This window comes from Metabacillus herbersteinensis, assembly GCF_042433335.1.
Taxonomy (GTDB): domain Bacteria; phylum Bacillota; class Bacilli; order Bacillales; family Bacillaceae; genus Metabacillus; species Metabacillus herbersteinensis.
Map to the genome: position 1 here is coordinate 66,222 of NZ_JBHLVO010000016.1, position 23,025 is coordinate 89,246.

The 23,025-nt window shown below is 38.4% G+C and carries 19 protein-coding genes; 12 read left to right on the top strand and 7 right to left on the bottom strand.

The window, feature by feature from the left end; all coding sequences use genetic code 11:
- The first annotated feature begins 1 nt into the window (after position 1).
- The 9 genes from essC to ACFFIX_RS17065 all read left to right on the top strand — a co-directional run bounded on the left by essC (position 2) and on the right by ACFFIX_RS17065 (position 12,020).
- Positions 2 to 4,483 carry a type VII secretion protein EssC gene (gene essC, locus ACFFIX_RS17025; RefSeq protein WP_378936084.1) on the top strand — a complete coding sequence of 1,494 codons (4,482 nt, stop codon included), beginning with the start codon at positions 2 to 4 and terminating at the stop codon, positions 4,481 to 4,483.
- Complete coding sequence (esaA, locus tag ACFFIX_RS17030) at positions 4,480 to 7,473, top strand: type VII secretion protein EsaA (protein WP_378936086.1); 2,994 nt, start codon at positions 4,480 to 4,482, stop codon at positions 7,471 to 7,473. The genes essC and esaA overlap by 4 nt, the downstream gene beginning before the upstream one ends.
- Positions 7,454 to 7,954, top strand: coding sequence for a type VII secretion protein EssA (gene essA / locus ACFFIX_RS17035; protein ID WP_378936088.1), 501 nt, complete (start codon positions 7,454 to 7,456; stop codon positions 7,952 to 7,954). Before esaA ends, essA begins: the two co-directional genes overlap by 20 nt.
- Positions 7,955 to 8,008: 54 nt before the next feature.
- Positions 8,009 to 8,437 (top strand): YwqH-like family protein, encoded by a 429-nt coding sequence (locus tag ACFFIX_RS17040; RefSeq protein WP_378936090.1) that lies wholly within the window; start codon positions 8,009 to 8,011, stop codon positions 8,435 to 8,437.
- Positions 8,437 to 8,703 carry a YwqI/YxiC family protein gene (locus ACFFIX_RS17045; protein WP_378936092.1) on the top strand — a complete coding sequence of 89 codons (267 nt, stop codon included), beginning with the start codon at positions 8,437 to 8,439 and terminating at the stop codon, positions 8,701 to 8,703. The genes ACFFIX_RS17040 and ACFFIX_RS17045 overlap by 1 nt, the downstream gene beginning before the upstream one ends.
- A gap of 21 nt (positions 8,704 to 8,724) precedes the next feature.
- The gene (locus tag ACFFIX_RS17050; RefSeq protein WP_378936094.1) at positions 8,725 to 10,701 is read left to right on the top strand and encodes a ribonuclease YeeF family protein; all 1,977 of its coding nucleotides are present in this window, start codon (positions 8,725 to 8,727) and stop codon (positions 10,699 to 10,701) included.
- Positions 10,688 to 11,074 (top strand): UCP033725 family protein, encoded by a 387-nt coding sequence (locus ACFFIX_RS17055; protein WP_378936096.1) that lies wholly within the window; start codon positions 10,688 to 10,690, stop codon positions 11,072 to 11,074. The genes ACFFIX_RS17050 and ACFFIX_RS17055 overlap by 14 nt, the downstream gene beginning before the upstream one ends.
- A 134-nt stretch (positions 11,075 to 11,208) precedes the next feature.
- Positions 11,209 to 11,424: a hypothetical protein gene (locus ACFFIX_RS17060; protein ID WP_378936098.1), complete on the top strand. Its 216-nt coding sequence runs from the start codon at positions 11,209 to 11,211 to the stop codon at positions 11,422 to 11,424.
- Positions 11,425 to 11,720: 296 nt separating this feature from the next.
- Positions 11,721 to 12,020: a hypothetical protein gene (locus ACFFIX_RS17065; protein ID WP_378936100.1), complete on the top strand. Its 300-nt coding sequence runs from the start codon at positions 11,721 to 11,723 to the stop codon at positions 12,018 to 12,020.
- Between the two features lie 211 nt (positions 12,021 to 12,231).
- On the opposite strand, the gene tatC is transcribed toward ACFFIX_RS17065, so the two are convergent.
- The 7 genes from tatC to ACFFIX_RS17100 all read right to left on the bottom strand — a co-directional run bounded on the left by tatC (position 12,232) and on the right by ACFFIX_RS17100 (position 18,934).
- Positions 12,232 to 12,963 (bottom strand): twin-arginine translocase subunit TatC, encoded by a 732-nt coding sequence (gene tatC, locus ACFFIX_RS17070; protein ID WP_378936102.1) that lies wholly within the window; start codon positions 12,961 to 12,963, stop codon positions 12,232 to 12,234.
- A 73-nt stretch (positions 12,964 to 13,036) separates the two neighbouring features.
- Complete coding sequence (locus ACFFIX_RS17075) at positions 13,037 to 13,267, bottom strand: twin-arginine translocase TatA/TatE family subunit (RefSeq protein WP_378936158.1); 231 nt, start codon at positions 13,265 to 13,267, stop codon at positions 13,037 to 13,039.
- 266 nt (positions 13,268 to 13,533) lie between these two features.
- Positions 13,534 to 14,979 carry an alkaline phosphatase PhoX gene (locus ACFFIX_RS17080; protein WP_378936104.1) on the bottom strand — a complete coding sequence of 482 codons (1,446 nt, stop codon included), beginning with the start codon at positions 14,977 to 14,979 and terminating at the stop codon, positions 13,534 to 13,536.
- A 746-nt stretch (positions 14,980 to 15,725) separates the two neighbouring features.
- On the bottom strand, positions 15,726 to 16,607 hold the full coding sequence (locus ACFFIX_RS17085) for an alpha/beta fold hydrolase (RefSeq protein ID WP_378936106.1): 882 nt from the start codon (positions 16,605 to 16,607) through the stop codon (positions 15,726 to 15,728).
- Positions 16,604 to 16,765 (bottom strand): hypothetical protein, encoded by a 162-nt coding sequence (locus ACFFIX_RS17090; protein WP_378936108.1) that lies wholly within the window; start codon positions 16,763 to 16,765, stop codon positions 16,604 to 16,606. Before ACFFIX_RS17090 ends, ACFFIX_RS17085 begins: the two co-directional genes overlap by 4 nt.
- Before the next feature lie 117 nt (positions 16,766 to 16,882).
- Positions 16,883 to 18,538 carry a glutamine--tRNA ligase/YqeY domain fusion protein gene (locus tag ACFFIX_RS17095; protein WP_378936110.1) on the bottom strand — a complete coding sequence of 552 codons (1,656 nt, stop codon included), beginning with the start codon at positions 18,536 to 18,538 and terminating at the stop codon, positions 16,883 to 16,885.
- 267 nt (positions 18,539 to 18,805) lie between these two features.
- On the bottom strand, positions 18,806 to 18,934 hold the full coding sequence (locus ACFFIX_RS17100) for a hypothetical protein (protein ID WP_378936112.1): 129 nt from the start codon (positions 18,932 to 18,934) through the stop codon (positions 18,806 to 18,808).
- Between the two features lie 94 nt (positions 18,935 to 19,028).
- Between ACFFIX_RS17100 and ACFFIX_RS17105 the strand changes: the two genes are divergently transcribed.
- The 3 genes from ACFFIX_RS17105 to ACFFIX_RS17115 all read left to right on the top strand — a co-directional run bounded on the left by ACFFIX_RS17105 (position 19,029) and on the right by ACFFIX_RS17115 (position 22,997).
- Positions 19,029 to 20,159, top strand: a complete 1,131-nt coding sequence (locus tag ACFFIX_RS17105) for a CdaR family transcriptional regulator (RefSeq protein ID WP_378936114.1) — start codon at positions 19,029 to 19,031, stop codon at positions 20,157 to 20,159.
- A 94-nt stretch (positions 20,160 to 20,253) separates the two neighbouring features.
- A complete protein-coding gene (gene glcD / locus ACFFIX_RS17110) occupies positions 20,254 to 21,666 on the top strand; it encodes a glycolate oxidase subunit GlcD (protein WP_378936116.1) in 1,413 nt (470 codons plus the stop codon).
- Positions 21,663 to 22,997, top strand: a complete 1,335-nt coding sequence (locus ACFFIX_RS17115) for a (Fe-S)-binding protein (RefSeq protein WP_378936118.1) — start codon at positions 21,663 to 21,665, stop codon at positions 22,995 to 22,997. The genes glcD and ACFFIX_RS17115 overlap by 4 nt, the downstream gene beginning before the upstream one ends.
- Positions 22,998 to 23,025 lie beyond the last annotated feature (28 nt).

The window sequence follows — 23,025 nt, forward strand, 5'->3', positions numbered from 1 at the left end:
CATGAGTATTTTATGGGTGATTTACGGTGATACATATCAACAGCATGAATTTGATTTTAAAACATTTCGTCCTTTTTCACTTGGAAATAACTATCAGCAAGATCTAACGATTCCTTCTTTTGCATTTAACCAAGGTCCAGTGTTCTTTTCGAAGCATGCTGATGAAAATAGCTTAATCCTTTCTCAGAATGGCAAGCAGATAGAAATAGTAGCAAGCGAACCCTTTCGGTACACCGAGGAAGGTCAGACTATTGACTTTTACCTAACTGAATCTTATCAAAAGGTGGAAACCTATTACACAGGGAATAAACCTGAATTGTGTTTCTCAACTGAGGACTTATTAGCGGAGGTAGTTTGTTCCCACCCTCCTGCATTTTTAGGAACCAAGCAGTCATTTACATTTTTACGCACTAATGGCAGTTGGATTCTTTCTCCAGAGGGAAACGATCTTTTTCTCAACGGAAGAAGAGTAGAGACAGAAGTTGAAGTGAAAATAGGCGATGTTCTTCTTTGGTCATTAATGACGATTCAATTTATAGAGGAAGATCTTATCCAAATTAAGAGTCTAGAAAGCTATCAAACTAACCTTTCACATACGGCACAACCAACCTCTGAAATGAGAAAAAAATACCCAAACTATAGACGGACACCACGGATGATTTATGATCTTCCAAAGGAGAAGGTTACCCTTTCATTTCCTAGTCAGGAAGCTGAAGATCAAAATCGTGGTCTTTGGATGATTATTCTGCCTCCAATCGTCATGCTATTGGTTATGGGAATTGTCGCCTTGGTTGCACCACGTGGGATCTTCATAATCATCTCAATGGTGATGTTCGGAATGACCTTAATTACCTCAACTGTTCAGTACTTTAAGGAAAGAGGCAATCAAAAGAGGCGAAAAGAACGTAGACAAAGAATCTATACAGCCTATCTAGATAATAAGCGTCAAGAACTTCAACAATTAGCCGAAAAGCAAAAGCAGGTTTTAAGCCATCATTTTCCTTCTTTTGAACGAATGAAGTATTTAACAGAACAAATCTCAGACCGGATTTGGGAAAGAACACTTGAAAGTACAGATCTACTTCAGCTAAGAATTGGAACTGGAAAAGTTCCTTCCAGTTATACGGTCTCTGTTAACTCAGGAGACATGGCAAATCGTGAGATCGACGACTTGTTGGAACAATCTCAGCAAATGGAGAAGGTGTATCGTGAAGTTGGACCGGTTCCAATCAACGTGAATCTCTCGACAGGAGCAATGGGTCTAATTGGAAAAACATCAATTGTAAAAAAAGAAATTCACCAATTAATCGGCCAGCTTGCATTTTTCCATAGTTACCACGACGTACGATTTGTGTTTATTTTCAATGAAAAGGATTATAGCAAGTGGGAGTGGGTAAAATGGTTGCCCCATTTTCAGTTGCCCCACTCTTTTGCAAAAGGACTTATCTATAATGAGCAAACAAGAGATCAGATACTATCATCGATTTATGAAATGTTGCGTGATAGAGATATGGATGAACAAGAAGAAAAGGTAAGATACACGCCACATATTGTCTTCATCATTACCGACTATCAATTGATCTCTGATCATGTCGTTTTAGAGTATCTTGAAGGAGAGTACGCGCACTTAGGCATTTCTGTCGTATTTGCAGCCGAAACAAAAGAGAGTTTATCTGAAAATATTCATACACTTGTTCGTTACATTAATGATCAAGAGGGAGATATTCTCATTCAAGAGAAAAAAGCTGTTCAAATTCCGTTTAATCTTGATGAACATCATACCAAAGGGAACGAAGAGTTTGCACGGAGCTTGAGAACACTTGATCATCAAGTTGGGATGACAAACTCGATTCCACAAAGTGTGTCTTTTTTAGAATTATTTAATGCGAAAGAAGTGGATGATCTACCAATTGAACAAAATTGGCTAACAAGGGAGTCAGCTAAGTCTCTTTCTGTCCCAGTTGGACTAAAGGGTAAAGCCGACCTTGTTGAACTAAACCTTCATGAAAAAGCCCACGGACCACATGGATTGCTGGCAGGTACAACCGGCTCGGGGAAAAGTGAATTTTTACAAACGTATATTCTATCGTTAGCTGTTCATTTCCATCCACATGAAGTTGCTTTTCTTTTAATTGATTATAAAGGTGGAGGAATGGCACAACCGTTTAAAGATATACCTCATCTGCTCGGAACAATTACCAACATAGAGGGTAGCAAAAACTTTAGTAACCGCGCACTTGCATCAATCAAGAGCGAATTAAAGCGACGTCAGCGCTTATTTGACCAATATCAAGTGAATCACATAAACGATTACACAAAACTCTATAAACAAAGCAAAGTAGAAGAGCCTCTCCCGCATTTATTTTTAATTTCGGATGAGTTCGCGGAGCTAAAAAGTGAAGAGCCTGAATTCATTCGAGAGCTTGTTAGTGCTGCGAGAATTGGTAGAAGCTTAGGTGTTCATCTTATCCTAGCTACCCAGAAGCCAGGAGGAGTTATTGACGAGCAGATTTGGAGTAATGCACGCTTCAAAGTTGCCTTGAAAGTACAGGATGCAGCTGATAGCCGTGAAATCATTAAAAACTCTGATGCAGCTTCCATAACCGTAACTGGACGAGGGTATCTACAGGTTGGTAACAATGAGGTATATGAGCTCTTTCAGTCCGCATGGAGCGGGGCACCGTACATGGAAGAAACACAGCAAGCTGAGGACGAGGTTGCAATTGTAACCGATCTTGGGTTAGTGCCCTTATCAAATATCTCAGCGGATACGATGGCTAAAAAAGAGGTAGCACCTGAAATTGAGGTTGTTGTCGATAAAATTGAAGCCATTCAAAAGACGATGGGGATTAGCAAATTAAACAGCCCATGGTTACCACCTCTTGAAAGCAGGTTGTCTCGTTTTACTTATTCAGCTGAAGGTAAGACCGAAATACTTCTTGGATTAATTGATGAGCCGGAGAAACAAAGTCAAACACCTTATGTTTATCAGCTAATGGACGATGGTAACATTGGAATCTTCGGGTCATCAGGATACGGAAAATCTCAGACGATTATGTTACTTCTTTTAAGCATTGCGGCTAAATACAGTCCAGAAGAAGTTCATTATTACCTATTTGATTTTGGTAATGGGTCACTATTGCCATTAAGACAGCTGCCACATACAGCTGATTACTTTTTAATAGACGAAGAACTAAAAATAGAGAAATTCCTTCGCATCTTAAAAGAAGAAATTTCTCGACGAAAACAACTTTTTCAACAGCGAGAAGTTAGTAGCATTAAAATGTACAACTCAATAAACGATGAAAAGCTTCCATTGCTTTTTGTCACGATTGATAACTTTGACCTTGTGAAAGAGGAAATGCAGGACATCGAAATCCAAATGACTCAATTTGCACGCGATGGTCAATCTCTTGGGATTTATATGATCTTTTCTGCGACAAGAATCAACTCAATTCGTCAGTCATTAATGAATAACTTAAAAACAAAAATTGTCCATTACTTAATGGACCAATCTGAAGCATACATGGTGCTAGGCAAGGTACCATTTGCACCTGAGCCAATTCCGGGTAGAGCAATTATTAAGCGAGATCAAGCGTTCTTTTCACAAGTGTTTTTAGCTTCTCACGGCGAGGATGATTATGAACTACTTGATCATATTAAAGAAGATATTGTCGCTTTGAATGAAAAATATGAAGGACTTTCTAAGCCTGAATCGATCCCGATGTTACCTTCTGAGCTAACGATGATCAATTTCACCCAATATGCAAAAGAAAGCCAGCAGGCTGGAGTCATCCCAATTGGTCTAGATCAGGAGCTTGTTCAACCGATTTCAATTAATCTACCAAGAAATAAGCATTGCCTTGTTCTAGGTCAAACACAAAAAGGGAAGACAAATGCGTTGAAGGTCATGATTGGCACATTGCTAAATCAGGATATTGAAACATTAGGTATCTTTGATTCAATTGATCGAGGTCTTTCTAGCTATTCATCCGAAGAAAAAGTCAACTATATAGAAACAAAGGAAGGAATTGTTTCATGGTTAAACTCAGTAGAAGCAATTTTTGCAGGAAGAGAACAAGCATACTTAGCGGCAGTAGCTAAAGGATCTGTTCAGAACCTTTCCTTTAAACCGATTTTGCTAATGATTGATGGCTATTCAAGATTTTCACAAACAATTGATTCAATTATTCAAGAGAAATTAACGCGAACGATGAAAAATTACAGCCATTTAGGCTTTCATGTTGTTGTTTCTGGTAACAATAATGAGCTTACAAAAGGCTTTGACTCATTCACAAATGAAGTCAAGCAAATACGACAAGCCCTAATCTTAATGAAAAAATCAGAACAAACTCTATATACTCTGTCGTATAACCGCAAAGAAGAAGATATTCACCCAGGTTTCGGCTACTTTATTGAAAATGGAAAAGAAACAAAAATTCAAATACCTTTATGTGCGATTGAAAGGAAGATTTATTCATGACAGAACAAAGGATGCATATCGTAAAAATGATCGTAGCAGTTCTTCTAATCCTCGCAACCCCTACACTCTTTTTTCAATTTGTAGGGGATAATCCAATGGAAATAACAGAGAACGCAACAAGGTCGATTGCGGTAGTGAACGAGGACATTGGCTCTGTACAAGTATTTGCAGATAACGATGAAGAAGAGCTCACCCAATTTGGGCAAGAAGTGACCTATATTTTTGAAGACGAATCAGATTATGAGTGGACAGTGATGGGACGAAGTGCAGCTGACAATGGTCTAAACAGTCAAAAGTACGACGCAGTCATTTATATTCCATCTGACTTCTCTGAAAATATCTTAACATATGATCAACAACAGCCTGAAAAAGCTAATTTTCAATATAAAGTACAAGGACAGCTCAACTCAGCTAACCGAGAAAAAGTACTCCGTGAGCTTGAAGATGCAGCAAACCGAGTCGATCAAGAGATGTCATCTCTCTATTGGAGCTATGTCTCGACTGACTTAGAAACAGTTCGGCAGGAATTTGATCGCATTCTTGAAAATGAAGTCAACTTCCAAAATGCAATGCTCAGTTTCTATCAGCCTAGCTCGCAAAACCTAGCGGGTGAAATTGAACAGCAAAAGCAAATGCTTGAATCCCTTCGTAGCACAATGCAACAAGGTGAGGAAGGATCAACTACTAGACAAAACACATTAGAAATGTTTGAACAAAACCTCACTGAATTCATTCAGTATGTAGAAAGCTATCAAGAATACCAAGACAGGCAGCGCGAGCTCTTAAAAGAAGCGCAGGATGAAAGTATTCTAACCATCAAATCCGGTACAGAAGAGTTTCTCAACATGCAACGAGAATCGATTCAAGCCTTTAATGATCAAGGTCAGCAAATCGAGATGGGGATTCAAGATTTTCAAGCCCTACTGAACAAAAACGGTCAGACACTTGCTGATCTAAGTGTTGTTCGACTTGAACAGGTTGACAGACAGGAAGAGGAATTGAAAGCTGTTCATGCGGGGTTCATTGATTTGTATGAGCAGGAGGAGAATAAGCGGGATTTGACGAGTCTTCAAAGCAGCCTTGCCTCATTAAAAAGTAGCATCTCTTCTGGGGAAGACGATGTGGATGAAGATCTTGAAAAAGTAGAACCAGAGACTGCAGAAGAGCCAGGTGAAGATGGAGATAACATCAGTGCTCCAGAAGATCTAGACCCGAATTCTATGAGTCTCGAGGAAGAGAGAGCACAATTAATTTTAATTTCAGATGAGATCGTTGCTCTTAAAGATACATTAACAACACAATTAGCTGAAGAACCATCACCTGAGGTACAAGCTACACTTGAGCAGCTTATTGAAGTCTCAAATGAAATTAAAGCAACCGAACAGGCAATTCTCACTAAAGAAGATCAAAATGCTTGGAAAGTTGAATACGGAAGTCTTTTTACGTTATTCGATAGCCTTTTAACAAAGCACAACGAATTGCTAGAGATAAATAAACAAGATAAATCACAGATTGCAGATTTGTTAGTAAAAAATAACGATCTTGTCACAAAGCATAATAATCTAGTCGACATGATTACTAGTTTAAGAGAAAATCTTTCCAAGGATAAAACTGATTTCCTGGGTAACATTGAGAACAAAGAACAAGAGATACTTGATTCAGAAGCTCTTACTAGCAGCAGAAAAGAAGAGCTACAAGTAATTTTTGAACCAGAAATTGTCTACAACACCGAAAATCTATCTAAAATTATGGATTACTATGGCAAGCTTTCCGAAGTTGATTCCATTCTAAATGAAATCCTTAGCATCCAAGAAAAAGGAAATTTAACAAGAGATTTCGTCATGGATGACAGCTTCCTAAACGATGACATCAAAACAATCCTTTCTCTTACTGAAGAGGAGCAGAATGCATGGGAAGTCATCATGAATGAAGAAGTTCCAGCTACTCAAGAAGAGTTAAAAGTGATAGAAAAATCATTTATGACATTTATAGAGCAGTACAACAGTGACATAGACAGCTTACAAACGGCCACGGCTGAAGATTTAGATGCAATGCAACAGAGTGCTACAACTGTCCTGTCACAAATTCAAGATCCTGCAAACTCAACTGGAGTTGAATCTCCACGTCCGAATGTTGAAGATGCAACCTTGATGAATAATCAAGAAAATGTTGCACAAGAACTGTTACTTTTAAATGATTTAGTCAGTTCTGTCGGAGAAAATCAAGATAATGTTGTCACGTTTACAGGAGAGCTCCAACAGCAAGTCAATAATGTTCAGGAAGACGCAGACACGCTTAATGAAAAGTGGGCGACAACTGTGGCTTCTACCAAGCTTGTTCGTGAGGATGTCTTTAGCGTGCTAGGGAACGCATTTGTTGACGGACAAAATAATGACATGGTCTACAATCACTTAGCGAATCCATTGCAAATCAGTGGAGATGCTCCTGCTGAGGCGGCGAAGAAGATTCCACCTGTTGTTATTTTAGTGATTATCCTTCTGAGCAGCCTGCTTATTGGATTCTTCAGTCATTATTTTAGCAATGCTCCACTACTAGTTAGAGGTTCATTGTTTGGCTTATTAAATCTAATTGTTGGTTTAATTATCAGCTTGTTCGGATTGAATATTTACAACCTATCAGATGAACGAGCAATTCAGTGGTCCATTTTCACGATTCTACTACTGTTACTGGGATCTACTGTTGTTCGAGTAGCCTTCTTCTTTGGCAATATGATTGGTTGGGTTGCAAGTGTAGGATTAGTTGCATTTTTTGTCAGTCCGTTGCTTGCTCAAACCACACCAAATTTCAATTACGAGGATCCGATGTCACGCGTATACTTATCGCTGCAATATGACACAAATAGTTTATTTACACAGGGAGTAACCTTTGCTGTAACGCTTATCGTTATTCTCACTGCTCTTCCGTTTTTAGCCAAAACCTTCAAAAATACAGGAATGAAGAAGGATCGAGATGAAGTCCATGAGATTTAAATGGATCGTAAAAGGAGCATTTTACATTATGCTCCTTTCTTTTCTTCTAGCCAGTCCGCCAGCTCATGCAAAACCTGACCTTAATGGTTTGGAACCTTATTATTATGAAGGTGAAAAAACAAAGAGGGGTGCAGAGTTTTTTCGGGAAAAGTCAAAAAATGAAACACCAGAGAGTATTCCAGAAGAGCAACGGAGTCTAACCTTTAAAAAACAATCAGGTAACGAACTCGAAAGAATTCAAACTCAGCTTTTTTCAAATTACACACGTGAAAATAATACCATTACCGCAAAAGCGGAAAAAATGGAGTTATTTTCATCTACGGAAGAGCGAGCAACAAGTCCTGTTACTAGTCAAGACTCTGCCAGCCAATCCTCAGGTTTGCTTTATCTGTTTGGAGGGTTAATTGCAGTAAGCGTACTTACACTTTTTGGATTTATAATTTGGCAATATAAAAGAGCTAATTCATTAAAAAATTCATAAGTATTAGCTTTAAAGAGATCACCTTAATATCAACTAAAATAGGGGTGGCTAGAGATGGACTTTGCACGAATGTTAGGTCAAATTCATGCTTCAATTTCCCATCAAAGTGCTGATCTAGAGGCAAAGATATCTAGATTGGAGCGAGCAAAGGAAAGAATTAATCAAGAACAAAGTGTCAGCATGACTGAAATAAGAAGGATCACACAGCCGGAATTGGGAAGCTCATGGATTGGAGAACGGGCAAATCACTTTCATGAAACTCGCAATGAGGCACAGCAAGTAATGAATTCAATTGTGACACAGGAATACGAAGACTATCAGCAGACAATTGAAGCGAAAATTCGTATGTTACATGCTGAAAAAGGTATGCTCGATTTGGCAAGTGGATTGGCCTTTGAGACCGATCGTTTGTTAGCAAAAGGTGAAGATGCTCTTGATGAAGCAGGCAGCAGGATTAATGATTTGAAAAGGCGGTTGTTTTAATGGCAACAATCAGACTGGATTATGAAGCTCTGACGCAAAAGCTAGACGATGTGAAACGGGCCCTGGATTCCCTTGGAATTGAAGGACCTTCGGAAAGTTCACTAGGGAAAAATAAATTAGAATTTACAGATGAGTGGCTTGAACGAGAAGAGAATCTCCACTATTTTTTTACACAGTACGTATCAATCGTTCAAAAAAACCTAGAAGATACCCGTGCTAACATTACCCTTTTAAAAGAGCAGGACGAGGCAATTGTTAGAAAATAATCACAGAAAGGGCATAGGAAAATGGCGACTATTAAGGTTTATGAAGCAAAAACATTAATATCTGCAACAGAAGAACGTGCCCAGCAATTTAAGGAATCAAGAGAACAAGTCCTGCGGTTAAAAAAGCAGTTTCACGACGTAGTTAACATGGGGGAATTCCAAGGAAAAGGTGCGACTGCAATCAAAGGCTTTTATCAAGCGCAAATAGATGTAGCAGAAGCGTGGCTACGGCTATTTGACCGGAATATTGCTTTTTTTAATGGAATCTCTAGCACCACTGAAGATATGGATTTAGCAGGAAGTACCGTTGTGGAGGTTCCTTTTTTAGAGGAGGATTTAGCGATAGGTATTCGCAGGTCAAAAGACATTGTAGCGGTACAACAAGAGGAATTGCAAACGATCTTAACTAGTATCAATGATCTAGTTTCTTTACAAGTATTTTCAAGGGATTCCTTTGATGATCACATGAACGAGGCAGAAAAAGAAAGAACGGAAGCCATTCAGAAGGTCATTACAATCGACAGCGACTTAAAAACTGAATATTCGTCATCTAGAAGTGAAGAAGACTACGTCATTAGTCTGTTTGGACAGTTAATTGAAGCGACACGACAAGGTGGCACTATTTCTCCGATTAATTTTAATGCACAATTCTATCAAAATAGTGAAGTATATAAGTTAATTTCAGAAGCGGAAAAACAAACAAATGACTATTTAACGTTCAAAAAAGAGCAAAAAGAAGCGAGAGAAATTGCAGAGGAAATGGAAGAGCTTGAAAATAGACCATGGTACGAAAAAGCGTGGGATACCATTGCGACCTTCACAGGTGAAGTAACCGGCTACTACGACTCGAAACGAGCCGCAGAAGGAATTGACCCAATAACAGGGCAGAAGCTATCAGACGCAGAAAGAATTGCAGCTGGAGCTATGGCAGCTGCAGGCTTTATCCCAGTCGTCGGCTGGGCAGGAAGAGCCTTCAAAGGCGGAAGTGCCATTTTCAAAACTGTCAAAGCAACTGAATCCGCCACCCATGCACTCGACGCCTACAAAACAACCAGATCATTCAGCACCCTCCAAAAAACAGAAATGGGCATCTACGGCCTCATCTCCGCAAACGGCCTAAACGAAGCCGTTTTTGGCAAGGATATGTTCGGAAATGAACTGACTAAAGAGCAAAGACAGCAGAGTTTGGTGCAGGCTTTGGGGATTATTGGGGTTGGGGGTGCGGCTCATGCTTTTGATCGAATGTATGCAAAAACTCCAAGTTTTAAGAGTATAAACAATGAGAGACCAGTAGATAAAGATGCATTTAAAGGGAAATTAAACAATGTCTTAAAAGAGAAAAATTTACATTTACAGTCTTTTAATGAAATGCGACTAAGACCAATATCTAGTCTAACTCCTGCTGAAGTGCAGAAGATGAAAGATATAAGGCGAAGTGTACCGCCTATTTCTAAAGGTACAATGATGCAGAAAGTGTTGCCACCAAGTGCAATTAACTGGCTATTTGTACAGCCTAGAGATGGTGGTCAAATTAAGATGGGTGGTTTTTTAGCAAAAGCGTCAGATACCAAAGAATTAACAAGCTATGACAAAATTTTCGAAGGTCTTCGCCTAGATTATAAAGGTGCTCCAGAGTGGCCAAATGAGTTCTTAACAGCAGATTCTGCGTTGGCTCTAAGATTTAATGCAATTGAACCAGAAAATTATAAAATTCCTTTTGGAGGAAATAGTAAAGATGATGTAGCAAAGATGATTAATGGAGATGAAACCGGAGATTTTATTGATGAATTGCAAGGAGATCCATTTACGGGCAACGGTTTTACTAAGAGTGAAAAATATATCATTCCAGAATACGAAAACAATATAAAACTAGAACTATATGATGGTGTTGAGCTATTTGAAATTACAAATACAGGTGAAAAGTTAATAGGCGTTTATAGTGAACAAGACAGAAAGTTTGTCAGCCTATTGAAGGGAGATTTAAATGAGAGAAGGTAAAAGAGCTTTATATAGAGGAAAAGAGTTTGAGTATATTACTACTGATGAAAAAATTTACATGTTATTTTCAAGGGAAAAAGCTCATGCACCGAGTGATTTTGAATTAAATCAAAAAGGAAACTATCAAAAATTTGTCTCACGAGATGATTTAGAAGATATTTATTATATAAGACAATTTGCTAAATACAGAGGACATACTTTTCCGATATGGGAAATGAGTGAGGATTCCGTATTACTTGGAGAAGGTAGCTACACCAAAGCCGAAGAGGTAGGTTTTCCTCCTTCAGAATTACCTTGGGAACGAGGTTTATATAAAAAGTGGATTTTAAAGAGTGATGTTGAAGCTATTTGGGAGGAAAAGAGACCTCTTTAAAATTAAAGATACTATAGTAATATAAACGATAAGGTCTAGGAAATTAGTAAGAGTGCTAAACCTAGGCTTATATCAATACTAATAAAATCCGTACTAAATGGAGATAATCTGACACTTCGAGTATAGAAGAAAAGATGGAGGATGAACCACTGAAAACTTTAAGGCAAGGAGTATTGCCATTAGAAAATTTTAAAATAAACAAAACAACTGAATTAAATCATTTTGAAGAAAAAGCTACAACTAACAATTTTTTCGAAGTGGAAAAAGGTGAAAATGACAAAGCAACTGTGTATTTTTCAAGACCTGTACAACTAGGTAGTAAACATTTTAACATAAGTATATCGTTTTAAAATAACAGTATCTGGACAATAGAATTAAGAGTAGATAACACAAGAATTAATGAATGGGACTACGAGGCATTAATGGATCAACATGGAGAATGGCTAGTGGAGCAGCTAGGGCGTCCTGATGGAGTTCTATCAGAAAACGTTTATGACTGGGGTAGAATTTCAACAATGGGAAGATCCAAGATCTCGTGATGCAGGTATAAGAATAATCTATTTTCAAAATTAGACCAGCTTTATGAAGCAAGTGACCTTAACATGACAAGTTAGGGTTATTTTTCTAATATTTGTGGAGGATTAATATGAGAAGCGGAAAAAGAGCTTTATATAATGGCATAGAATTTGAGACATTATCGGTGGGAAATCATAGTATTGAAGAGAATAGAATTTCTTTGTTTACAATGAGCGTCCAAGATGCTATTAAATTTGCGTTCTATAAAAAAGAGCAATTCGTGTTTGAAAAAGATGTGAATTTAGATGAAATCGAAGCCTTATTCCAAATGAAAAAACCAATTCGTACATTTAAAGATTTACCTGTAATAAGAGATTTAATAGCAAAAGAAAAGATCAGAGAGTACATCAAAAGCTTAGATTTTTATTGATAATTGTTAAGACGGGATAAAATAATGAGTGACCTAAAAAAAGGGATAATAAACTTTGAGGAAACTTCAATATATCCAAACTGTAAAATAGAAGACTTTAAAAGTAACTGGATAACTGAATAAAGTTGGTCCTGCAAGATAAATAAATTCTACTCTAAAAATGGCTCCAGCCAAAATACCGAAGCCACTTATCCGCTACCAAAGGTTTATTCTAAACCGAAGCAACTGTCGATTCTGAGGAAATCCTTTTTCGATAAACAATTTTACTCAATGTAATACTGAACTCATACAAAATGAGTAGTGGAATGATTACAAGAATATCAGAAATAAAGTCAGGAGGCGTAATTAGCACAGAGACTACAATGAGAATAAAGTAAGAAACTTTTCTGGCTTTCATTAGTTTAAAGGGATTGATAATTCCAAGATGTGTTAAGAACATGACGACAGCTGGCATTTCAAATAAAAAGCCAAACGGTAAGGTAAGATTGATCATAAATCTAAAGTACTTTTCAACCGTGAAAAATGTTAGAAATTGATCTCCTGCTAGGCTTTCCATAAAGGAAAGGACAATTGGAAATAGAAGAAAGTATCCAAAGGAAATTCCAAAAAGAAATAAAAAAAATAAACCCGGAATAAATGCTAATGTGACTCGTTGTTCCTCTTTTTTTAACGCGGGTTTTACAAACCGCCACACCTGATACGCTGCAATTGGAATCGTAAGCGCTAAAGAAACAACCCCTGCAATCATCATATAAACCCAAAGAATATCTCCAGGCCCAAGTAATGCTAATTTATTATCTAAATCCTTTACTAGAAAACGGTGAATGTCCTCTACGAAGATGAATGATGCAAAGAGGAAGACAATAAATGAAAGTAATGTGATGATTATTCGTTTCCTTAATTCTCCTAAATGTTCAACTAAACCCATTTCACGTTTATCCATATGTAAAAGCTCCTTTAATAAAACTGAGAAAGATGCGCGCAGGATAGGTCCCCACCCACATCTTCCACCTCATTTAGCTACCTGTTTTGCTATGAGTTTTCTCAATAGCTTGAAGTTTGTTTCCTTCTTCAGATGTTTTTTTCTGTTCACTATCTCCATTTACAAGGTCATTCGTTGCCTTTTTGAACTCTTTTAAAGTACTTCCGAACGCACGTCCAATTTCAGGAAGCTTAGAAGGTCCAAAGATAATTAAAGCAATGATAAGAACAAGAATTAAACCTGGAATTCCAATGTTTTGAATCAGTTTTTCCACCTCCTATAATTGACGGGTAAAGTATACCTTTTATACACACCAGAATTTGTATAATTTTAGACTTAGCATGCGTTTCTGAATCCAGCTCCAGCGCCTAGCCCCGACGCACAGGACGTGCTAGTGCAGTCAATGCGACAGGACGTCGCGCTTTTGACTGCCTCGAGGTCATAAGGCGATTCCAAATTGAAGGCAAAGAACGCCTTCTATTTAGAATCGCCTTATGCTTGTCGGGGCTGAACAAGGCGCTTGCGCTTTTTTTATACGATTGGCATCCCATGTCGGTGGAATGCTGCAGCTTCAAGATCGGACATACCTTGAAGCTCTGCAAATGCAGAAAGCTTGTCCGAAACTTTAGGTCCGTATTGTTTAGGTGGCGCAGAGTGACCCATTTGTCTTTGACGACCAGCATTTTTACGTGCAAAAGGTCCCCAAATCGCAAAGGTAATACCCGGACTTTGAATATTAACAAAAAACGTATGTCCATCCGTAGAGAAGGTAGGCCCAGCTAATTCTGAACTATTGACTTTATTCTCAGCAAACACGTATGTTTCTCCCTCAGGAGTAACGCCGATAATTCGATCAACACCACCACCATCTTCAGAAATCCATAGATCTCCCCAAGGAGTGATACAGATATTATCAGGCATTTCTAAATCATTAACTTCTGTTGATTCGTAAAAAAGCTCTAATGTATTTGTAGCTGGAATATAGCGATATACGCGACCTAAATCCTTGTCACCTGCTGATGTATCGTCAAACCAAAATACTCCTCCAGCAAAATATGCCCCTTCTAAGCGGCTAAACTTGATGCATCCTTTTTGTCCTGCTTCAAGGCTAGGCTTCTCTGGGTTAACATCCTTCCAAACAATGCCGAACTTTTGTCCAGTATAAAAATTACTAGCACTAGCTGTGGCCATTTCCTCGATTGCTGCGGCCTGTAACGTACCACCTTTTTGTAAGGCACCAGGCTTTTGACTCCGATCGATCGGAATAAAACGATAAAGGTAACTAGGACTAGCATCTTCTGTTAAATAGACAATTCCTGTTGCAGGATCATGGGCAGTTGCTTCATGTGAAAAAGCGCCCATCTCCCTAATTGGAGTTTTTGACAAATTGCTTTCAGGATCATGAGGATCAACTTCGAATACATAGCCGTGCCCCTGTTCCATTGTTTCTTCACATGTTAGCCATGTTCCCCACGGCGTCGCTCCTCCTGCACAGTTTCGAATTGTACCTGCAGAAGTAACATATTCATCAATTACTTTGCGGTTAGGACCGACAACAAGAGCGGTTGTGCCACCCGTATTATCCTTATCGTATGGATTTTTTCCTATAACAGGGTACTTTGTATTTCCACTCAACTCATGGTTGCGAACCAGAATAGTTGAGTTGTGTGGTCCTGAGAAAGCAGCCATCCCGTCAAAATTTGAAGGGATAGGTCTACCATCCGAAAGTGAACCGCCTTCTTCTGAAATAATACGATATTGAAATCCTTTTGGGAGGTCAAGAATTCCACCGGGGTCTTTTACTAAGGGACCATAACCACTGAATGAGCCTTTTCCTTTTCCTGATGCTGCTAATGCGTTGCTAGTACCAAGGGAAAGAATTCCTGTTGTGCCAAGTGCTAGTGCCGCTGTACTCATTCCACCAACTTTTAAAAAATCGCGTCTGTTCATGCTCTTATTACTCGTTTGATTGCTCATTGAAAGGTACCTCCATTGTTTTTTTGAGTTGTTCTTCCTGAGGTAAGGTCTATCTACAAGCTAACAAAGCTGTATTAACTTAATGTTTAGTTATTGTGAATTTGATGTTAATGGGGAAAAACCATGTAAAAGTCACGATTAGTGTAGAAATGATGATTTATGTTTAGGTATAACGACCTAAGATGGGCTTAATAAAGAGCAAAAAGAATTGTTTTATCTGACTCATTATTGGTTGTAACTAATTAATTCTCAGGTTGAGGCGGAAATAGAGGATTTCGCTTTTTTAAGAATATTACAAATATAGGTCTAAAGTATTCGTGAGTTTAGAAGGATAAGTAACAATAACGATTATCCCCTCGTATTAAATTAGATAATTTTATAAAAACTATCGTGTTGTCGAAAATACCTATCTTTTGTCGAAGCGATGATAGAATGCTCATTTTCGTTGATAGAACTTAAAATTCACGAATCGGCCAGACGTTATTCGGGAATTTGCACCCCTTTATTTAAGATCCAAGGACATTTTTCCATGAAACGCTATATTTTTAAACCAATATCACAAGCAAAATTCGCCAACCATGGAAAATATCTTCTTTACTAAATCTAAATGTAGTTCTCTTTCTTTTCACAGAAAAAAACAATAAAGAGAATAACTGCTCCTTATTGCTTCTTACTCGAGAATTTTCTAAAATGAAACTTCAATAATTAACTAGCAAATTACAATTTAACAACACATACAAATTGAATCAAGGAGAAACCAACTCCAACCCTTTTCCCATCCTAATCACCGACTCAACAATAGCTTCTGGCTGATCATACATAACCGCATGACTACTGTCTGGGATGAGCACAAACTCACTGTTTGTTGAAAGATTAGTTAATTGCTGCTGAGCATCTCGCCAGTGGTTATTAATTTCAGCTTCTTCTTCTGCAGAAAATCCAAACGATGTCGCAGAGCTATGATTTGTATCAGGAGTAATAATGGTGACAGGCTTATCACCAAGAGGCTTTGTCTTGGCTACCATTTCTTCAGACGTTAAAATCTGATTAATTTCTTGATCCAGAACGGTAAAAAAATCAGAATCCCAATGAACATTAACATGTTTCTCACGCGAAATAAATTCAGGTAGACTTTCAGGAAGAATGTTTTCACCCACTAATCGAACGACTCCAATTTTCGAAAGCAGCTTATTCATTGCCTGACTCTGAGTAGCGAAAAATTTTTCAGTGAAGTCAGGAACTTCTTTGGAGAAAAACTCGTTTCTTGTATCAACTAAAATCAGTCCAGCAACACGATCTGGATATTTATCAGCAAAGAGGCGTGTGTAGATTCCACCTTGAGAATGCCCAACGAGAATAACAGGCTCATCAATATTCGTTTCATCTAAAATTGCTTTTAAATCCATAATTGTTTCGTCAATTGAAAATCCGTCTGCTGATGCGTCACTCCAACCATATCCAGGGCGATCATAAGTTAACACTTGTGTATGCTTTGAGAGTTCCTCTTGAACCAATTCCCATTCGTAAGACCAACTTCCAGTACCAGTGACAACGACAACAGGCGGCATCTCAGTAGGATTTCCGCTTAACTGAACATGAACTTTGTGATTATTTATGTTGAGGATCATACCATCTGGGGGATAGTTTTTTTTACATTTTTCAAGCTAATGGTTTCGTAAATAAAACCACAAAGCAACAGGAGAGAAAATAAACTAAGGATAGCTAATCCACTAATTTTCAGCCATTTAACCCAGCTACTCTTTTTAGTCACTTCGAGATTTGCCAATAAAACACCACCCTCTTATATAAAAGCCTTGCTGACTTTATTATAAAGCTAATTTGCTTCATCCCACTTTATTTTGTTCGACAAAAAACCCCCTATTAGAATAGGAGGTTAATCAGCTTACTTCTTAAAAGAACTCTTCAACGACACAATCAAATTAAAAACTGCTTTTTCACTTGTCGAGTGCTTTGGATCAACATTAAAATAGCCATGTCGAAAGAATTGGAATTTATCTTGTGGTTGAATGTCTTTCATGGTTGGTTCAATGAAGCCAGCTAGGACCTCAATTGAATTAGGATTCACATTGTCCAGGAATGTTGTTTCTTCCTTTTCTTCATTCTCGCTTTCATCGAGAATGAGTGGTTCATATAAACGGAATTCTGCTGGGAGGGCTTGACTCGCTTCTACCCAGTGAATTGTTCCTTTTACTTTACGTCCTGTGAAGCCTGATCCACTTTTTGTTTCACGATCGTAGGTACAATGCACTTCAATAACATTTCCATTGTCATCTTTTATGAAATCTTCACATTTAATGAAGTAGGCATGCTTGAGTCGAACTTCATTTCCAGGGAATAACCTGAAATATTTATTCGGTGGCTCTTCCATGAAATCCTCTTGCTCGATATAGATTTCTCTTGAGAACGGAATTTTTCTCATCCCCATCTCGGGAACTTCAGGATTAATTTCCGCGTCGAGCATCTCCACTTGTGCTTCAGGATAGTTCGTGATAACAACCTTAAGTGGTCGAATTACACCCATTGTACGGGGGGTTGTTAATTTTAAATCTTCTCTTACAAAGTGATCGAGCATTCTCGAGTCAACTGTACCATCACCCTTTGAAACACCTAACTCACGGCAAAATGCAAGAATGGATTCTGGTGTGTAGCCTCTTCGTCTTAGACCCGAAATTGTTGGCATGCGGGGATCGTCCCAGCCGTCCACAAAGCCTTCTTCAACTAATTGCTTCAATTTCCGCTTGCTCATTACGGTGTTCGTTACATTCAAGCGACCGAATTCAATTTGCTGTGGCTTGCTTTCCATTTCTGTTTCTTCGACAACCCAATTGTATAAAGGGCGTTGATCTTCAAATTCAAGTGTACAAATTGAATGTGTAACATCCTCAAGAGCATCCTCAATCGGATGTGCAAAGCTATATACAGGGTAAATGCACCATTTATCTCCCGTATTATGATGAGTAGTATGAGAGATTCGGTAGATAACAGGATCTCTTAAGTTAATATTCGGAGAGCTCATATCAATTTTCGCGCGTAAAGCTTTCTCACCGTTACCAAACTCTCCATTGCGCATTTTTTCGAACAGCTCGAGGTTTTCTTCGACTGAACGATTACGATAAGGGCTATCTTTCCCGGGCTCTGTTAAGGTTCCGCGGTACTCCCTAATTTCATCTGCTGTTAGATCATCAACATACGCTTTGCCTTTATTGATAAGTAGTACAGCTCTTTTATACATTTCTTCAAAATAATCGGAGGCGAAAAATAATCCGTCCCACTCATAACCAAGCCATTTCACATCTTCTTTAATCGATTCTACAAACTCAGTATCTTCCTTTAAAGGATTGGTATCATCAAAACGCAAATTTGTTTTTCCGTTAAATTCATCCGCTAGGTCAAAGTTGATGATAATTGATTTGGCATGTCCAATATGTAAATAGCCATTAGGCTCGGGAGGAAAGCGTGTGATAACTTGGTTGTGCTTTCCGCTTTCTAAATCTTGTTTAATTATTGGTCTAATAAAGTTCGAAGTATTATTCTCCACAATCTTCAACCTTCCATATTTTAATTTAACCTGAGTATATAGTCGTAGTTATAAAAGTTCCTTACACTAAACACAATTACTATTAGTGAATATTGTAACATTCTTTGAAATCACAATGAAGCGGTTCAATGGTTGAAGCCAATAAAATATGGTTCTTTATAGAATAAACGTTAGATATGAGTAACGGTTGTTTAGTATGAGGTAATTTTATGCCTAAAAAAGAAGCATCTAATACTTTAACAGATGCCTCTTGTATCTCTATTCCTCTTACTTATTCATCTCAAGCCTTACTCGTTCTTCCTCTTCTTTTACACTAATCCGTGTAATTTGCTCATTTAGCATATGATGTAGGTAGTCCATTTCTTCATTACAAGCAGAATCCTTTTCCTTATTCATTTTAAATTAACTCCTTTTCAGGTCTTTTATTTTTCTATTGTTTGTTTGCTTTGTATACTTAATACTAAAGAAAAACTGAAGCGGAGGAATTCCATTGTTGCTGCTGCCTTTCCTAGCTAAGAAAATTGTTTCTGAAGTGGAAAAGTTACTTGATGAGGACATTATTATTGTCAACGTCGAGGGAATAATTATCGCAGGTACAGAAGAAAAGCGAGTGGGAACGTTTCACGGAGGCTCGCTTATTTGTGTAAAAGAAAAGAGAAAGGTACTAATTACAAAGGAAGATGAAAAGAAATTGAAAGGGGTCAAGTCCGGACTAAACCTGCCAATTTTTTTCTCTCAAGAGGTCATTGGGGTCATTGGTATTACTGGGGAAGCCGAAAGAGTCCTTCCATTTGGAGAAATACTTAAAAAAATGACAGAGTTACTTATTCAGGAAAATTATTACGCTGATCAAATGCAATGGCACACAAGGATGGTAGAAGCTTTCGTGATTGATTGGCTTCAATTGAACGATTGGTCTCCTGTTTTTTTAGAACGGGCCAATTTACTTAACATTAATTTAAATGTAAAACGTCAGGTTATGTTAGCTTACGTCGAGAAGCACCAGCAATTTTCAAATCAAGAATTACAGCAACTAACTCACATATGGAATGGTCAGCAAGGCGACGACGTACTTATTCATTGGGGCAATGATCGTCTGCTCATTATTCAACGAGAGAACAAGGATCAGAAAAAAGATACGATGATTCTAAAAGTGGAGCAGCTCAAATCCTTTATTGAGGAAACATGGAATACCGCAGTTGCTTTTGGAATCGGACAAGCCGTAAAGAGCAATGAGCTATATAGAACGTATCAGCAAGCAGAGCGAGCTTTAACTGTTGCTATGGAACAAAATAGCATTGTATTTGAAGAAGATTTACGTTTAGAGATGTGTCTTGGAGAAATTAGTCATTCAACCCGCAAAGAGTTTTCTAAGCGTGTACTTAAGACGGTTCTAGCAAATAAAGAGCTTCTTGAGACGTTTCAACTCTACTTTCAGAAAAATATGTCCTTAAAATCAACAGCATCATCGATGCATATTCATATTAATACTCTCCATTATCGTATAAAAAAGATGGAAGAATTAACAGGCTTAAATTTTAAAAATTTTCCTGATGTTGTGACTCTGTATCTAGCACTGTATTTTTTAGATGATGATACAAAAAACAATCCGAAAAACTGACTTTATTTGTATTTAAATCTATATAAAATGATGATTAACTCCTTTATGATAGTAGGTAAAGCCTAGATATCTAAAACAAAGGGAGTGGAGCTGGATGATAACAGATCACTTAAAAAAGAAATTTCTTGAGATCGTTGGAACGGAAAATTATGATGACTCAAAAGTGGGATGTCTTGTTTATTCATATGATGCAACACCTCAATTTCAATCTCTTCCAGATGCAGTGATTGCACCTCGTAATGCAAAAGAAATAGCTGACATTGTTAAGCTGTGTAATGAGCACCAAATTCCAATTGTGCCTCGTGGTTCTGGAACAAACCTTTGTGCGGGAACCTGTCCGACTGAAGGTGGGCTTGTTCTCTTGTTTAAGCATATGAACCGTATTTTAGAAATTGATGAAGAAAACTTAACGGTTACAGTTCAGCCTGGGGTTATCACATTGGATCTCATTGACGCAGTAGAGGCAAAAGGGTTATTTTATCCACCTGATCCAAGTTCAATGAAAATCTCAACAATTGGTGGGAATATTAACGAAAATTCAGGAGGCCTTCGTGGATTAAAATATGGCGTTACTCGTGACTACGTAATGGGCCTAGAGATTGTTCTTGCGAATGGTGACACTATTCGTACAGGTGGAAAGCTTACAAAAGATGTTGCGGGCTATGACTTGACTCGTCTTTTTGTCGGCTCTGAAGGAACATTAGGAATTGTCACTGAGGCGACATTAAAGGTGATTCCAATGCCAGAAACAAAGCAAACGATTCTCGCTCTATACCAAGACATCGAAGCTGCAGCACGTTCTGTTTCCAAGATTATTGCAAGCAAAGTTATTCCGACAACCCTAGAATTTCTCGATCAACCAACACTTCAGGTTGTTGAAGACTTTGCGAAAATTGGTTTGCCAACTAACGTTCAAGCAGTTCTCATAATTGAACAAGATGGTCCCAAAGAAGTAGTTAAGCGTGACATAAGGAAGATTGCTGAAGTATGCACAGCGGAACATGCAGTATCTGTTCAAGTAGCGGAGTCTGAAGAACATGCAATGGCACTTCGAACTGCACGCCGATCAGCTCTATCTGCACTGGCTCGTTTGAAACCAACAACGATTTTGGAGGATGCGACGGTTCCTCGGTCAGAGATTGCTAGAATGGTAAACGCAATTAATGAAATTGCGGTAAAATATAACGTTAAGATCTGTACGTTTGGTCATGCTGGTGATGGAAATCTCCACCCAACTTGCCCAACTGACTCGCGTGATCATGATGAAATTGAACGAGTTGAAAAAGCATTCGCTGAAATCTTTGAGAAGGCAATTGAACTAGGAGGAACAATCACAGGTGAGCATGGCGTTGGAGTGATGAAAGCGCCTTATCTTGAACTTAAGCTTGGGAAGGAAGGGATAGCAGCCATGAAAGCTGTGAAGAGCGCCTTTGACCCAACGAACATTATGAATCCTGGCAAAATATTTGCTAAAGAATCTCGGAAACGAGTGGTGGTAACAAAATGACGACTACAAAACAACGTGAAGTAATCCAAGAGCAATTCAAAGAGCGAATGGATGAAGACCAGCTGCTAAATTGTATGCGATGTGGCTTCTGTCTCCCGTCCTGCCCAACATATATTGAATCGGGTTATCAGGAATCTCACTCCCCACGGGGGAGAATTGCGTTAATGAAAGCAGTTGTCGACGGCTTAATCGAACCAGATGAGGATGTCGAGCGTTCATTAGATCTATGTCTGGGCTGCCGAGCGTGTGAGCCTGTTTGTCCACCAGGTGTCAACTACGGTCATTTATTAGAGGAAGCACGAGACATTGTTAATCAGAATAAAACTCATTCGTTACCGGTTCGTGCTTTACGTAAAATTGTCTTTAAAGATCTGTTTCCACATCAAGGTCGGATGCGCACCTTAACAGGTTTGCTAGGTGTCTACCAACGTACAGGTCTTCAAAACTTTATGCACAAATCACGTTTAATCAACATTTTGCCTGAGAACATGTCGACGATGGAAAAAGTGCTTCCAAAGGTTCCGACTTTAAAAGAAATGAAAAACAGACCTAACCATTTAGATGCGTTAGGAACTAGAAAAAAGCGAGTTGCGTTCTTCTCTGGGTGTTTAATGGATACAATGTTCCTTGAAACAAACAATGCCACAATGAAGCTACTGCAAGTGGCAGGGTGTGAAATAGTTATTCCTGAAACTCAAACATGCTGCGGCGCCCTTCACAGTCATAGTGGTGAGAAAAGTGGTGCAATGGAATTAGCAAAACGGAATATTAAAGCATTTGAGGATCTACAGGTAGACTATATCATTTCAAATGCTGGTGGCTGTGGTGCGTTTTTAATAGAATACGATCATTTATTAAAAGATGACCCAGAGTGGAGTGAGCGTGCAAAAGCATTCGCAAACAAATTAAAAGATATTTCAGCAGTCTTAGTAGAACTTGAACTGCAGCATAAGCCCATTAGATTGCCAGCACAAATTATTACCTATCAGGATTCCTGTCACTTACGAAATGTGATGAAGACATCAAAAGAACCGCGCCAGCTTCTTCAATCAATTGAAGGGATAGAATTTATTGAAATGAAAGATGCGGATCGTTGCTGTGGTTCAGCTGGTATTTATAATATTGTAGAATCTGAGATGTCGATGAAAATTCTTGATACAAAAATGGCACATACCAAAGCAACACATGCCACAACAATTGTCACTGCTAATCCGGGCTGTTTACTGCAGATGAAGCTCGGAATTGAACGTGAAGGATTATCCGATCGAGTGCGTGCTGTCCATATTGTGGACTTGTTAGCTGAAGCAGTCGAGTATGCACAGAAAGCTTAGAAACTAGTAACTTTCTATAAGGATCTAA

Bases quoted from the DNA above. Each gene is read 5' to 3' on its own strand.
- essC (WP_378936084.1), top strand. From the start codon at position 2: ATGAGTATTTTATGGGTGATTTACGGTGATACATATCAACAGCATGAA.
- esaA (WP_378936086.1), top strand. From the start codon at position 4,480: ATGACAGAACAAAGGATGCATATCGTAAAAATGATCGTAGCAGTTCTT.
- essA (WP_378936088.1), top strand. From the start codon at position 7,454: ATGAAGTCCATGAGATTTAAATGGATCGTAAAAGGAGCATTTTACATT.
- ACFFIX_RS17040 (WP_378936090.1), top strand. From the start codon at position 8,009: ATGGACTTTGCACGAATGTTAGGTCAAATTCATGCTTCAATTTCCCAT.
- ACFFIX_RS17045 (WP_378936092.1), top strand. From the start codon at position 8,437: ATGGCAACAATCAGACTGGATTATGAAGCTCTGACGCAAAAGCTAGAC.
- ACFFIX_RS17050 (WP_378936094.1), top strand. From the start codon at position 8,725: ATGGCGACTATTAAGGTTTATGAAGCAAAAACATTAATATCTGCAACA.
- ACFFIX_RS17055 (WP_378936096.1), top strand. From the start codon at position 10,688: ATGAGAGAAGGTAAAAGAGCTTTATATAGAGGAAAAGAGTTTGAGTAT.
- ACFFIX_RS17060 (WP_378936098.1), top strand. From the start codon at position 11,209: ATGGAGGATGAACCACTGAAAACTTTAAGGCAAGGAGTATTGCCATTA.
- ACFFIX_RS17065 (WP_378936100.1), top strand. From the start codon at position 11,721: ATGAGAAGCGGAAAAAGAGCTTTATATAATGGCATAGAATTTGAGACA.
- tatC (WP_378936102.1), bottom strand. From the start codon at position 12,963: ATGGATAAACGTGAAATGGGTTTAGTTGAACATTTAGGAGAATTAAGG.
- ACFFIX_RS17080 (WP_378936104.1), bottom strand. From the start codon at position 14,979: ATGAGCAATCAAACGAGTAATAAGAGCATGAACAGACGCGATTTTTTA.
- ACFFIX_RS17085 (WP_378936106.1), bottom strand. From the start codon at position 16,607: ATGATCCTCAACATAAATAATCACAAAGTTCATGTTCAGTTAAGCGGA.
- ACFFIX_RS17100 (WP_378936112.1), bottom strand. From the start codon at position 18,934: ATGAATAAGGAAAAGGATTCTGCTTGTAATGAAGAAATGGACTACCTA.
- glcD (WP_378936116.1), top strand. From the start codon at position 20,254: ATGATAACAGATCACTTAAAAAAGAAATTTCTTGAGATCGTTGGAACG.
- ACFFIX_RS17115 (WP_378936118.1), top strand. From the start codon at position 21,663: ATGACGACTACAAAACAACGTGAAGTAATCCAAGAGCAATTCAAAGAG.